Genomic DNA, 14,081 nt, shown 5'->3' on the forward strand with positions numbered 1-14,081 from the left:
CGGTCAAAACTGGAACCGGACCGTCCGTTCTTTTGTTAGGGTCGCTTTATTCCTTTATTATCTTACCGAGGATAACAAGAGAATATATCGCCGCAAGCCCCACGAGCGAATACACTATTTTCGCAGGAACCGTCATATCACCTAAAAGAGCGGCAACCAGGTCAAAATTGAATATGCCCACAAGACCCCAGTTAACGCCCCCCACTATAACCAGAATAAGCGCAATGACATTCAAGGCTTTCATACATATCCCCCCTTTTTTTAGCCTGCACAACCATAATGAACCTTCTGATAAAGTATATATTCTTTTTCGGAAAATACAACAGCAGGAAACGATTTTCCAAAAAGGCGGTTCAATCCTGCTGCTTTTCTATGTACTTATCAACATTGAACTTTGATTTGCATCCGTTATAGCTCATATAGCGGATCTTACCGAATATTGCCCGTTCTGGCCAGGCGCGGTCGTGAATACCGCCTATCGACCAGGCAACACCCGCGTATCCATTAGGATCTCTCCCGTCAAGTTCATACTTATCATTCAGCGAAATAGCCACCTTGAACGCTTTTTCCGGGGACTGGGACCATTCAAGTATCTTTTTGCCCCAGTACATGCGCAAATAACCGTGCATCTTCCCCGTTCTTACAAGCTGGGTCTGCGCTGCGTTCCACAGGGGGTCATGCGTTTTGGACTCTTCGAACCGCTTTAAAGAATAAGTGTATCCCCTTTTATCCTTACGATGCTCGTTTAGCGTCTTTTTCGCCCAGGGCTGCAATCCCCGGAATTTATCATAATCCTTATTGTAATAGCAGAGGTTATCCGAAAGTTCACGCCTTACTATAAGTTCTTCCAGGAACGCTTCTTTGGCTTTTCGGGGTGCCTTCGCATCACGGATCTTCAAAGCGACCCTTTGCGCGGAGATCTGTCCGAAATGCAAATAAGGCGAAAGATCGGAAGTCCCCTCTTCTGTAGGGTCATTCCTCGCATCGTCATAATCGGCAAGTCTTTTCTTGATAAATCTATTTAAAACATAGGTCGCAGCTCTTTCCCCCGGGCTCAACCAGGAGATCTCAGGGACGGATGTGTCGATCTTGAGACTTTTCCGGGCTTTAGCCCAGTCCGAGGTGCTTTTTTGCCTCTTCCACGGGATATTATGCGGCCTGAGGGGCGGGAACTGTTCCAGATACTCCGGCAGTAGGCTGTTGATCTTCGGCCGGAAAGTATAAGCGGCATACTCTTGTTTATCTGATGCGACCCAGCAGGGAACTATATTATGGGCATCCACTTCGTAAAAAGGGATGGATATTTTATTTGAAACTTTCTTTTTCCAAGTCCGTTTTATCTTCAGGGGGTCAAAATCAGTGACCAGTGCTCCCGCTCTATATTTATCGATGAATTTTGGTATTTCCCCAGATGGATCTCCCTGGAGCAGATAGAAGGGTATGTGTTTTTTCTCGAGATCCTCTTCGGTGGTCTTTAAGCCTTCCAGCATAAAGCCATATTGCCTGATCGCAGCCCCCAAAAAGTCCGGCACAAAACAAAAGACCACGGCGAGCGGCTGCCCAAGTTCCTGAGCTTTCTGCTTAGCGAATAAAAGAGCCCAGTTATTCTTAGCGCGCTGGTCCCTGCTCATCCAGTAGATGACAGGCCCCTTGCGTTCGTTGCCCTTTTTGAGGAGTCTCGTTCGTTCGGGTTTTACATGCATGGGGTGTCCTCCGGGGAAGGTTCGCCGATCTCGTCTTCACCAAAAGCGCTGGCGCTCTTAACTTTCCAGATGTTCATCTGGCGGTCAAAAACCAGATTCACCCTGTATTTGGATTTTTCTGTCGTGATATAGACAAGCGCCATGCCATTGCAGTCGGACATCAGTTCAGCCCTTGAATAGCCGGGGTCCCTGGCCGATTTCTTAATGAAATGCCGGGCGGCCTCGCTGGGTGTCATTCGCTCTGGCGACCGGCGGAAAGAGGCACAGCTTGTAAGGAAAAACGCCAAAAAGATTAAAATGAAGTATCGCGGCATGTACAGTCTCCTGCTGATCTCTTTGACGTCTCAGAGCCCCAGCATCTTTTTCAATTCTTTTTTCTTTTCTTCTAGCTCTTTTTTGGTCCGTTTCAGGTCACGCACCGCATGGGCAGCTTTCCTGCGGGTTTCGTCAAGGTCTTCGATAACAGGGGCCAATTTCTGCTTGACGGCGGCCTTTATCTTCTCTTTGATGCCGTGCTCAAGTTGTTCTTCCATTCCGGCAACGTGAACATCGGTAGCTGTCTCGTTATTTGCCTCATTAACTTCCTGGATTTTATTTGCCGGATCCACTCTAACTTTTACATGAAAAAGTCCTTTTTCCCTCGCATTCTCCAAAAAAGAGAAGCTCTCGCTGCTGCCGCTTTTAACAAGCGGTAATGACCTGCGGTCGATCTCGCTTTGGTCAGCGGTCACCAGAACCTCGACGTTACGGATATCCACCGGACCGTTATTGCGAACCGTGATCCTGGCCACTACGTCATCACCGACCTCAGGATTCTCAGGGATGATCTTTAGATCCTCGGCAAAGATCGCGAGATCGGCGCCTTTTGACCTGTAATAGCCCGAAGGGAGCTCGGCGCCTTCGGCGGGAACGGTGAAATAGGCGCTTTTTGTAACTGTATTTTCAGTTCCCTTATCGTTTACCACGGCCTTGGCCGTAACCCTGAACCTGCCCGGATAAACCGCTTTATAAGGGAATACGAGCTGGAACGTGCCGTTATTCACTATCCCCGGGCGAACCTGTCTTTTACCACCCGCACCGTACTTGGCCAGGTACTTGCGCACGTCCATGTTCTCCACCTTGACCTGGACATGTATATCTTCAAGAGACTCTCCAGATACATTCTTGAAATAAGCGCCTATCTCTCGAGTCTGGCCAAGCGACAGAGCTTTGTCCACACCGGTGAAACCCGTGACTTCTATGGCCGTTGTTTCTGCCTGTTCGGCTTTTTCCCGGGCCTCGCGCAGGATCTGCTGTCGCTTTTCGACCTGCTTCTTTTCATAATATTCTTCAGAGCCCGGCTGGACTGTCTTTTCCGGTGCGGGTTTTACCCTGATCTTTCTAATAAGCGTGTTATCGGAAGTCTCTTCATCGGCATTGCCGCCAATCACTGAGACCTTCACTGCGTGCTCCCCTTCAACCGCATTCCACTGGAGGGAATCCCCCCGTGGGAAGCCATCCCCAAAGGTCTCTTCTTTACCAGGCGGCGTATTTACCGTAAGCGTTTTGATCTTCCTGTTGTCCACATAAAGATCAAGGCGAGAGGTTACGTTCATTGTCCCCTTATTGGCGACATCCACCAGAAAGCTGATCTTTTCACCCTCTTCAGGCAAAAGCGGAAGATAACTTATATCGTTCACCGACCAGTCATACCTGTGACCCAAGACTTCCGCTTCGAGGATGCCGGTATTATTAGCCTCATTCTCCTCTTCAATCGAATCATCTGGGTCTGCCATCGCGCTGAAAATATATTTGCCGGGCCTCTCCGGGTTCCAGGGGATATGGATCGTCCTGTCGTGGCCGGATTCAATCAGATCAAGCATCTCGGTTTTTACCATGCGCTCTCCTTCGCGGACGTTTACTCTGACATTTCGGGCTTCAGCACCACCCAGATTATATATATTGAAATATATCCCGGCACTTTCTCCCACCCTTATATTCTTGCCTGACCCGGGAGTGATCGTCGAATACTGAAAAAGAAGGTCCGGTTTAGACGGAACTGACGGTGGCAAGGGTTCCGGTTCTGATGCGGGCTGGGGCATCTGCTCTTCTTCGATTGAAGGCAATCCCTCCGGCATATTTACACTTACTTCACTGACACCCAGCCCTCTTGTAGAGAGGATCCTGCCGTTGTCATCCCCGAAATGCGGAGAATGGTTGTAAAAATCTATGTAGGCGTTAACACTGCCAACGCCTACGCCGACACAGGCCACGTAAGAATCCAGTGACACGTAACATCTGTATACCTTGTCCGCTTCAACTGGAAGACCGCTGAATTCCACCCAGACGTTCTGCGCGATGGCTTCGTCAACATCAAGCGCGTCAAGCGCGAATGAAGCTGTATCCCAGACAACACCGACAGCAACACCCCCTGCTTCCCCGGCAGCTTCGCCAATTATTTCCCCGGCCGTTGTCCACAACACTTCATCACTCCAGTCTTTCCAGGACTTTTTATTTGTTCTGGCCCACAGAACAGTTTCCGCAAGAGGCGAATCCCAGTTGCCGAAAGAACCTTCGAGGATCCCTGCGGTGATCTTAGCCTTGTAATGCGAAGCCGCATTGGCATAGGTAGTCGAATTTATCAGGCCATACAGGGAGACCTTGAATCTTATGTCTGTATTGAATTTCGTACCGTCCTTGATGTTATCGAAGCGGAATCCGCGATAATGGAAAGCTCGGACCGAACCATGCACACCACCTATCCAGGCGTTAGCATAACACCAAGACTTGAGCCCCAGCGGACCGTCTTCCACGTCCCATTTACTCTCGACTCGCCGGAGTTTGAGCCCTTCTTCTTCGGCGTGATCCTTGTCGAAAAAAGCCCCATTCGAGTAGATGCGGACCTGCGGTTGCCCGGCAAGAGCATTTCCGGCCGGGAATGTACAAATCATAACTAACAATATGATTATTAGGGGTTTCATATGAATGCTGAAATATCTCATTTTCGCCAGGATATCGGTGAAAAAGCTATAAGAACGGTATATATCTCCAGTCTGCCCAGGAGCATGCATGCGACAAGTATCCATTTGCCGGGTATGGGTATCCATGCGTAGTTTTCCGTTGCGCCTACCGCCGAAAGTCCCGGGCCTATGTTACACATGGTCGCCACTACAGAAACAAAAGCTGTAGTAAGATCCTTTATAAGATAGCACATCATTGCGGAAAATATCACAAAACATCCCAGAAAAAGCGCGATAAACCCCAGAATATTCATTATCTGTTTATCTTCTATGGCTTTGCCGGCGATCTTTATCGGAGCTATGATCCTGGGCTGGATGATCGTCTTTATTTCGCGCAGGGCAGTTTTGAGAAATATCATTATCCTCACCATTTTAATCCCGCCGCCCGTCGAGCCGGCGCACCCGCCGAAGAACATGAGAACGACCAGCATGAAGCGAATGAAGTTCGGCCATATATCAGAATCAGCCGTCGTATAACCGGTGGTGGTCGTAATGGATACCACCTGGAAAGCGGCGTGACGCACGGTGTCGTACGGGGTGCGTATCTTAGCCTTTTCTGTGTCTACCTTCTCAATGAGCTCGCTGGCCGAAAGCGGTTCATGCCGGTAACTCATCCTGATCTGTTCCGGCGAAGAAACGCCGCCCATTTTTAGAACTACCGATGCAAGGATGATCGCGGTGACAAGCACGCCTGCATAGAAGTGGAATTCCCGGTTATTTTTAACCAGATCCAATTTACGCGTAAAAAGTACCTGGTAGTGTATAACGAAGTTCATTCCTGCAAGGAACATGAACACTAGGACAACCCAGTCTATATAGCTTGAATTGTAGTATCCGATGGATGCATTCTTCGTTGAAAACCCCCCGGTAGCCATGGTGCCGAAGGCGTGGCAGAAGGAGTCGAACATGGTCATCCCCCCGAACCTGAGAAGGATGACCTCGGCAAGCGTCAGAACCGCATAAGCACCCCATAATATCTTTGCCGTTTGGGCGAGTCTGGGCCTCAGCCTTTCAGCCGTTGGTCCAGGCACTTCACCGCGGAACATCTGGTAACTCGCGATACCGAAAGCAGGAAGTATCGCCAGGGCGAGCGTCACTATCCCCATTCCTCCCAGCCAGTGTGTCAGACTGCGCCAGAAGAGTATGCCCCGGGGTATGACCTCCACATCGTTGATAATAGTAGCTCCGGTTGTGGTGAAACCGCTCATTATCTCGAAATATGAATCGGTGAAAGCCCGGATAAGACTGGAAAGATTCACCGTATCTCCCTGCGAAAGAAAATATATGACCAGCGGTATGGAACCGAAGAAAGTAAGGATGATCCAGCTGAAAGTTACGATCGCGAAACCGTCACGGATACCGTTGCCTACGATCTCGCCGCTGCCGAAGAACCTGAGCACCAGACCGGTAATGGCCGAGGATATAATAGCTATCAGGAATCCCGCAAGACGAGGATCGATGAGTACTTGCGGAATACTTTTGGGGGATATCTCGAAAAAAGCTATGCCTGCAGGAATAAGCAGTATGAGCGCAAGCACTTGGAGCAGTTTGCCTATTGCGGATATTATGAATTTCGTGTTCATTCTTTTGAAGAAGGATTGAAAAGTTTATGGACCCTCTTAAGATGTTCTTTCTGGCAAAAGACCAGGGCTTCGTCTTTTTCCTGTATGGTCGTTTCGCCCCACGGTATAATTACTTCTTCGTCACGGATGATGCAGCCGATGATCACGGATTTCTTGAAGTCTCTATCTAATTGTTTCAAGGGCTTGCCTATAAGAGAACTTTTTTTCCGCACTTCGAGCCTGATGACTTCAGTATCCGTTGATCTTAACTTCAGGTAAGTGCCGATAGAAACGGTCTGTATTCTCTCAATTATCGAGTTTAATGTTATCTCGCGCGTATTGATCACGTGGTCAAGACCGATAGAATCAAAAAGACCCGAATACCGGTCGTCATCCCTTATGGCTATGACCATCTGGGCTCCTTCCGCTTTTGCCAGAAGGCATGACATGATGTTGTCCTCGGCATCCTTGCCAGCCGCGATAAAGCAGTCGGCCCCTCTTACGTTGATCTCATCGAGAATCGTGGCATTCGTGCTGTCCCCGTGAAAAACATCTATCCCCTGAAGCACGGAGGCTGCGTATTGGCCGTGTTCGGCATCGGGATCGACCAGAAATACCTGCTTGGCGAAGGGTCTCAGGGCTTCTGCAAGATGTATGGCGGTTATGGAGTTACCGGAGACGACTATTTTATTCATCATGGAAGACTTGCTGTTGATCATCTCGCGGAAGACCGGAAAGGATTCACGGGGCATTATCGCCGCGATCTTGTCGCCGGGCTGAAGTATCTTGTCTCCCGTCGGCGGTATATCCTTATCTCCCCGCGCTATCGCCACAACAAGCATCGGGGAATCGCCCGCCATCACTTTTATCTCTTTAAGGGTCTTATTGGCAATAGGCATATCCTCCTTTACCATATAACCGCGGAGATATATTTTATTGGACTGGAAGTTTGCCGTCTCAAGCACGTTTGGAAGTTCAACATACTGGAGTATGCGGTCCACAACACCCCGTTCAGGTTCGATAACACTGGTCACCCCGACCCTCTCAAGGCTTATATTAGGCACGTTCGCTGTATATATAGACGCCTTGATACGTGCGATGCGTTTAGCGACACCGTTCTGCATGGCGAAATTACAAGCCAGAAGGTTGGTCTCATCGTTGGAAGTGACAGCAATGAGCATATGGGCGTTCTCGATCTTTGCCTCGGCAAGAACACTAGGGTCGCTACCCAGACCGGGCACGACGAACACGTCTAGTTTGCTGTTCACCTGGTCGCAAAGATCCCTGTCCTGGTCTACCACGGTGATCTGGTGTCCGATGGCGGAAAAATATTCCGCCAGGTTGAATCCCACGTTACCTGCGCCTACGATAATAATATTCATAATAGGTCCAATTTTATCATGTACTGTGCGTTGATTCAATAAATTGAGCTATACTAGTAAAAAAAGGAGCCCTAAACACCGGATGATCGCGGATCACCGCCGAGGTGTTCGCTTTTTTCGTTTCGCCCGGCTGACCCCTGTCCTTCTGGTATGATCACAAGCTTTGCTTTTTTCATGAAGACCGCTGCGGCCAGGACAACGGGAAAGCAGAGTGTACCCAGCACCCACCAGGCTATGAAACTCCTGCCTTTCAGCTTTGCTATACCGGCCGGCAGAAGAGCTATCCCCAGGGCGAACAGGACCAGTCTCAGAACTAGACCCTGGCCTCTAGTGAACGGGATGTCCATTCCGGTCTTTTTGGGAGCAGCGGGTCTATCCAGCCCCATCTGCTGCCTCGCTTCGCTTCTTGCCCTAGCTCTTATTTCATCAAGATTCTGCGCATGAGAACCGGATGGAACCATCATATAACAAAAGATAAGAACTGCAAGAACAATAAATGCGGTTTTTTTCATATATGCCCCCATGAGTTATCGACCGATAAATTATTATTTATCTAGAGCTTGAACCCTGCGCCCAAATAAACAGACTTTTCAGACGCCCTTGAAAAGAGTCTCAGAAAAGCCTCACCGTCGCCGCCTATCAGCTCGCGTGAGAGTTCCACCCTAACCCCCATGTCCTGCTCATCCAGATAGTGCCTTAGTTTGAAAGAGACCCTGCCGGTATCCTTGAGATGGGCTTCAGCGCCGAAAACCATCGAATAAGGTTCCCTCCCTCTGTAATCCGCCTCAAAGACCAGACCGAGGCCTTTTGTGACCTTCCATCTTCCGGAAAACCGTATTTTGCGTTCAACGGGCTTCTGGGCACCGGATACCCTGATACCCAGTTCGTATTTTATCTGTCTGCCAGTGAATACCCCGGCTCTGGTCATGAACTCGAATGCCGAATCGGATTTCTTACTCAGCCTGTAGGAGAGTCTATACCTGCCGCTGATCTGCCATTTCCCCCGAAAAACAAGGGTATGTAGCTTTTTCCTTTTACGGACCATCCGGGCGCTTTCATATTCGTACACGATCGAGTGATCCTTGTTGATATCCCAGGCTCCCTTGAATATGAGCACGTCGTGCTTGCCCTTTTCTTTTTTCACCCTGAAATTCAACCGATTCCGGCTGTCGGCCTGCCACCTGCCCTTAAGCTCCAGAACGTAAGTAAAGGGTTCGTCCTTCTTTGACCGTGAAGACACTGCGAAAAGAAGAGCATTATCCCTTACATCGAGAATCTCCCCTCTTAAGGTAATCTTATCTCCCAGGGTTTTTCTTCCCTTCTTGTCAACCGTGAATCTCAGTTCATGCTTATCTGTAAGGCTCCATTCGCCTTTCAAACTGATCTGATGTGGAACATCCGCACCTGCATCTTCAGGAGACCTTACCTTATAGGTGAGGTTGTTGTCCTTGTCTGTGCTGAACCTACCTTCAATGACCTGTCTGAAACGCGGAAGACCGCTTTTTCTGCCCGATGCAAGGAGCACAAGCCGATTGTACGGGTCGATCTCGATCTTTTGTTTATACATATGTGTCCTCCGACTGGCTCATATCGCCCGTTTAGACAGCGACGTCCATCCCCATGGATATCCATCTTTTCTGCCAATAGCGATATGTCATCAGTATCGCATGGACGATTATGGATATATTCATCGACCACCATATGGACACAGCCCCAAGACCAAGTTCTATGCCCAGATAATAGCAAAGCGGAATTCGAATCAACCATATACTTATGAACATTATCAGCATAACGCTTCTTGTGTCACCTGCCCCGTTAAGGCCGCCGGCAAGTATAAGCCCCCAGGCGAGAAAAGGCTGGCCGATGAGGGCGATGTGGATATATTTGACACTTTCTCTGGTGACTATGGGGTTATCGGAAAGAAAAGAAGCTACATGGCGAGCATTTAGCATGACAAGGAGTATAATGGCTATCACCATGGCAACGCCCATGACGGCAGTTATGACGCCTCCACGGAAAGCGCCTTGTTTGTCCCTTATCCCCAGATGTCTGCCCACTATCACGGCAGCCCCCAGATTAAAAGCTATAGCAGGCAGAAATATCGCGGATTCTATCTTGAGACCGTTGGTCAGGGCGGCCATTATTTCGGTGTTATACCTGGGCAGCATGCCCAGGATAAGGAAAAGAACAAGATATCCAATTTGCAGGAAAGCCTGAAGCAAGCCTGACGGCCAGCTTATATTGAGCACTTCCTTAACTATCCTGATGGAGAAGCTGAATACCCCGGAAAGCCTTCCCGTGAAATATAAGGTGAGGGCCGCTCCGGTAAAGAGACTTATAACCGTAGCCACCGCTATTCCGTTCAGGCCTAGTGGCGTGCGGAAGGCGAGCAGAAAATTCAGAGCTATGTTCATCATGCAGACTATGGTCATTACCCAGAGGGATCTTTTGACCATACCGCATGCACGTAATATGCCGTTATTGTTCATCAGAACGTAATCGAACAGGAAAGCCAGAGAGTATATCCTCATGAACGGTATCGCAAGGGACTTGACCGGTAAAGGGATATTCACGCCGCTTATGATATTGCCGGACAGGAAAAAACCCAGGATAACGAATATTATACCCAGAGCGGCTGAAGTGCCCACGCAGGAAGCTACCGCCGATCTGAAAGCGTGTGTCCTTTCCGCGGAATAAAGCCGTGAGACGACAGAAACCGTGCCTATACTAAGAGCTATCCCGATGATTATGAACACAAAGTACAGCTGGAAGGAAAACCCGTAAGCCGCCTGCGCGGTCTTGCCGAATCTTCCGGCCACGTAAATATCCGCAAGGCCTATGAGGAACTCATAGAACATTATGAAGGTCATGGGCCAGCTCACGGACCAGCTCTCACGCGCGATGTCGCTTAAAGTATGGATCTTTGAAGCGTTATCGGAGTTCATTTTTTTTATTCAACCGGTTTACAGCCCGTCAGGCTCTGCGAATGTCCATCCGGAACCTTTTAAAAACGAAATACCCGAGCCCCAAAAGGCCGAACAATGCCAATAGACCGAAAAGGTAAAAAACAGTATCCACGCCCCAGTGGTCCATGAATATGCCCGCCAGCAGAGGGGTTATGGCTAATCCAACGCTTCTTGCCGTATTAATTATCCCCATCCAGGCCCCCATCCCGGCTTTGTGGCCTATAGTGACCGAAAGGCTGCTTATAGCCGGTACCGCTATAGCCGCTCCCAGCCCCACAAGAGAGCCCGCAACAAGCAGCGCGTCAAACCCGGGACAGAAAGGCATGGCGAAAAGAGCCGTCATGCCTATGGTAGTGCCTGATCCGATCTGTATGAACTTGCCTGCCCGGTCAAGCCTGTCGGAGAACCTGCCGAAAGGGACCTGGAGAACTCCGGCAAGGAATATTCCTATGGATATTATAATGCCTATGTGATCCGGGTCAACATCAACCAGAGTCGCAAGAGACGGAAGAAACGATATGAAAACCGCTGTGGTAAGGGTTATTAGAAGCGCGCTTAAAAGGACGGCTTTCACGAAATTGTAGCGCATAAGCGCTCTGAAGCCCCATTCCGCGGGATCGGACACGAGAACACCCTTGCTGTCCGGCAGAAAGAAAAGCACTATAAAAAATGTAAAGGCGCCTATGATCCCCATAAGATGAAATACCGCGTCGAAACCATAGTTCTCGCCGATAATACCTCCGAGAAAGGGTCCGGTGGCAAGCCCTATATAGAAAACCATGTTCAGTGTGCCCATCCTCAGACCTTCCCTGCCCTTTTCGGCGATCTCCCCGACATAGGCCATGACGATGGGCATGATCAGGCCTGCGGCAAGACCGTGAATAAGCCTTATCGCGGTCATTTCGTAGACGTTACGCGCGAGGGGATAAAAAAGCGATATGATCGTGAATATGAGCAGGCCCGAAGAGACAAAGACCTTCTTTCCGGTCTTGTCAGATACCCTGCCGACCAGGGGCATTATTATCGCCCGGGAAATCCCGAAACCGGCGAAGATCATTCCTATCCAGAAGCCGTTAGCCCCGTGCTTTTCTATGAAAGCCGGCATAAATGGCGAGATGATACCGAGACCGATGACCGCGGAGAACGCGCAAATAAGAAGGATACAATACGTGCTCTTTTTCATAAAGCGGGTTCTTCATAGGTAAGTTCTTCGTGACCGGGATCAACCACTCCTTGCGGCCCCTCGGGCATGCTGTCCAGGGCTTTGACCTGTTCCCGGTTGAGTATTTGCAAAAGTTCATCATGCGCAGAGACCATCTCCAGTTCCTTTTTTCGCATAAGCTGGTGCTTCTGCGCGATCAGTTCGTTTATCGCATCAAGGTCGAATTCCTCCCAGCTCATCGTGTTGATCTGAACGTCAAGCGTAGAGATCTTCTTGTTGAGCGGTTTGAGAGCGTTCTTTGCATTATTGCGAAGCTCGGTTATTTGCTGGACCTGTGAGTCCCTAAGAGAGAGTTTCTTTTTATTATTCAGTATTATGCCGATCCTTTCGAAGAACCTGCTCTCAAAGTCCCCCTTCGACCATATCCTTGAGATCTCTTCGTGAGTCTCTAGTATCTTTTTCGGAGCTTTTGCCGGACTTCTTTGCGCAAAAGACTGGGTACAAGCGCACATGCTGACAAGAACCGTTAAAGACCATATTACAAGCAGCTTCGCACTCTTCATGATTGCTCCTTTTACATTAGTATTTGACCGCAAAACCATCAAATTCCCCGGTGGCTTTTTCCCAGACGACCTCAACCTTATCAACTCTCGCTGAAGGAGGACCTTTGTAGAACCAGGAGATTATTTTATCTATATCGCTCTTTTCTCCCTCAACATAAGCCTCGACGCTTCCGTCCCACCGGTTCTTTATCCATCCAGTAAGCCCATAATGCTCGGCCATATCCCTCGCATTTGAACGGAAAAGAACTCCCTGTACCGCTCCGGATACAATAACATGCGCCCTGTCGATCTCCCTCACCTGTAAGCCGCTCCCAGTATTCCCACGAGAAGATATAATGCCAGTGAACAGAATATCCCCTTGGCCAGCATATACCAGGCGATCGCATCATTGGTGAATTTTCCCTCGAATGCCTGATTGCCGAGCAGGAAACTGTACACGCAGATAAGGAATACCATAACAGCGGCTATTATCGTCAAAACCCTGAGCTTTTTCATTTCTCCTCCAGCTTGTACCCTATTCCTCTGACGTTCTTGATCATTTCACCGGTCTTACCCAGTTTTTCACGGAGATGGCGGATATGCACGTCCACGGTCCTTTCGACCACGACCTTCTCCTCTCCCCACAGGTAATCAAGTATTCTCTCCCTTGTGAAGACCTGTCCTTTTCTGGAAGCCAAAAGCTCGAGTATCCTGAACTCCGTCGGTGTAAGGTCTACCTCTTCGCCGCATGAAGTGACAATATAACGTTCAAGGTCTATGGTAAGATCCGGGCTCACTTCTATCTTGTTCTCTTTAAGGTCACTGTACCTTCTTCTTAAAACGGCCCTCACGCGCGCGCCCAGCTCCTCCACCGAAAACGGCTTGACGACATAATCGTCCGCTCCCAGATCAAGACCCGAAATCTTATCTGATTCTTCGGCTTTTCCTGAAAGGATAATTATGGGTATAGCGGTTGTCCTGTCCTTCTCCCGCAATTTTTTGCAAACCTCGAACCCGTTCATGCCCGGCAGCATCAAATCGAGTATTATAAGGTCCGGCAAAGTGTTTTCCAGATAGGCGAACAGGCTTTCCGCGTCATCCATCCCTTTTGCCTTGAAGCCGTCCTTTGTCAGGTACTGGGATACCAGGGACTGTATTTCCTTGTCGTCATCGACTATTGCGATAAGCTTATCTGTCATGATCTCCTCTCGCTCCTATTCCGTTGCCACCGAACCCAAAGCTTCCAGCGCATTGTCGTAATCCGGAGGCGAACTTATCTCTTTTACATACTGGCTGTACGTGACCTTGTTTTCCTTGTTTACAACGAACACAGCGCGGGACAGGAGCCTCAGCTCTTTTATGAGAACGCCATATGCCTTGCCGAATGACGCCTCACGATGGTCGGAATATGTTTTTACCCTCTTGATCTCATAGGTCTGACAGAACCGCTTCTGTGCGAACGGCAGGTCCATGCTTATAAAGAGCACGACTATATCTTTGGAAAGGTTCACCGCTTCGTCATTGAACCTCTTGATCTGAAGATCGCAAACAGGAGTGTCCAGCGAGGGTACAGAAGCGAGCAGCTTGATCTTGCCGGAGAAATCATTCAGGGATACTTCGTTAAGGTCTGAGTCAAGAAGTTTGAACCCGGGAGCATCGTCCCCGGGCTTTATTTCGTCACCAATAAGTGTCAATGGCTGTCCCTTGAAGGTAATTACGTCGCTTCTTTCCATGGCCCTCTCCTTCATTTGCTTGAGATTAATCG

The 14,081-nt window shown here is 49.2% G+C and carries 15 protein-coding genes; all 15 read right to left on the minus strand.

Annotated features, from left to right (window positions below):
• Window positions 1-46: 46 nt before the first annotated feature.
• Window positions 47-244, minus strand: a complete 198-nt coding sequence (locus GF409_01565) for a DUF378 domain-containing protein (protein MBD3425901.1) — start codon at window positions 242-244, stop codon at window positions 47-49.
• 109 nt (window positions 245-353) lie between these two features.
• Window positions 354-1,703, minus strand: a complete 1,350-nt coding sequence (gene phrB / locus GF409_01570; GenBank protein ID MBD3425902.1) for a deoxyribodipyrimidine photo-lyase — start codon at window positions 1,701-1,703, stop codon at window positions 354-356.
• On the minus strand, window positions 1,694-1,939 hold the full coding sequence (locus GF409_01575) for a hypothetical protein (GenBank protein ID MBD3425903.1): 246 nt from the start codon (window positions 1,937-1,939) through the stop codon (window positions 1,694-1,696). Before GF409_01575 ends, phrB begins: the two co-directional genes overlap by 10 nt.
• 108 nt (window positions 1,940-2,047) lie before the next feature.
• Window positions 2,048-4,789: a hypothetical protein gene (locus GF409_01580; protein MBD3425904.1), complete on the minus strand. Its 2,742-nt coding sequence runs from the start codon at window positions 4,787-4,789 to the stop codon at window positions 2,048-2,050.
• Window positions 4,681-6,285 (minus strand): TrkH family potassium uptake protein, encoded by a 1,605-nt coding sequence (locus GF409_01585; protein MBD3425905.1) that lies wholly within the window; start codon window positions 6,283-6,285, stop codon window positions 4,681-4,683. Before GF409_01585 ends, GF409_01580 begins: the two co-directional genes overlap by 109 nt.
• Entirely contained in the window at window positions 6,282-7,646 is a 1,365-nt protein-coding gene (gene trkA / locus GF409_01590) for a Trk system potassium transporter TrkA (protein ID MBD3425906.1), read from the minus strand. The genes GF409_01585 and trkA overlap by 4 nt, the downstream gene beginning before the upstream one ends.
• 71 nt (window positions 7,647-7,717) lie before the next feature.
• Window positions 7,718-8,158 carry a hypothetical protein gene (locus GF409_01595; GenBank protein MBD3425907.1) on the minus strand — a complete coding sequence of 147 codons (441 nt, stop codon included), beginning with the start codon at window positions 8,156-8,158 and terminating at the stop codon, window positions 7,718-7,720.
• 41 nt (window positions 8,159-8,199) lie between these two features.
• Window positions 8,200-9,213: a hypothetical protein gene (locus tag GF409_01600; GenBank protein ID MBD3425908.1), complete on the minus strand. Its 1,014-nt coding sequence runs from the start codon at window positions 9,211-9,213 to the stop codon at window positions 8,200-8,202.
• Window positions 9,214-9,244: 31 nt separating this feature from the next.
• The gene (locus GF409_01605; protein MBD3425909.1) at window positions 9,245-10,591 is read right to left on the minus strand and encodes an MATE family efflux transporter; all 1,347 of its coding nucleotides are present in this window, start codon (window positions 10,589-10,591) and stop codon (window positions 9,245-9,247) included.
• A 28-nt stretch (window positions 10,592-10,619) separates the two neighbouring features.
• A complete protein-coding gene (locus GF409_01610) occupies window positions 10,620-11,795 on the minus strand; it encodes an MFS transporter (GenBank protein MBD3425910.1) in 1,176 nt (391 codons plus the stop codon).
• Window positions 11,792-12,376 (minus strand): hypothetical protein, encoded by a 585-nt coding sequence (locus GF409_01615; protein ID MBD3425911.1) that lies wholly within the window; start codon window positions 12,374-12,376, stop codon window positions 11,792-11,794. The genes GF409_01610 and GF409_01615 overlap by 4 nt, the downstream gene beginning before the upstream one ends.
• Window positions 12,354-12,635, minus strand: a complete 282-nt coding sequence (locus GF409_01620) for an acylphosphatase (protein MBD3425912.1) — start codon at window positions 12,633-12,635, stop codon at window positions 12,354-12,356. Before GF409_01620 ends, GF409_01615 begins: the two co-directional genes overlap by 23 nt.
• Window positions 12,632-12,832: a hypothetical protein gene (locus tag GF409_01625; protein ID MBD3425913.1), complete on the minus strand. Its 201-nt coding sequence runs from the start codon at window positions 12,830-12,832 to the stop codon at window positions 12,632-12,634. Before GF409_01625 ends, GF409_01620 begins: the two co-directional genes overlap by 4 nt.
• Window positions 12,829-13,515, minus strand: coding sequence for a response regulator (locus GF409_01630; protein ID MBD3425914.1), 687 nt, complete (start codon window positions 13,513-13,515; stop codon window positions 12,829-12,831). The genes GF409_01625 and GF409_01630 overlap by 4 nt, the downstream gene beginning before the upstream one ends.
• A 15-nt stretch (window positions 13,516-13,530) precedes the next feature.
• Window positions 13,531-14,049 (minus strand): thiol peroxidase, encoded by a 519-nt coding sequence (locus GF409_01635; protein MBD3425915.1) that lies wholly within the window; start codon window positions 14,047-14,049, stop codon window positions 13,531-13,533.
• Window positions 14,050-14,081 lie beyond the last annotated feature (32 nt).

Source organism: Candidatus Omnitrophota bacterium (assembly GCA_014728045.1).
Classification (GTDB): Bacteria; Omnitrophota; Gorgyraeia; order Tantalellales; family Tantalellaceae; genus WJMH01.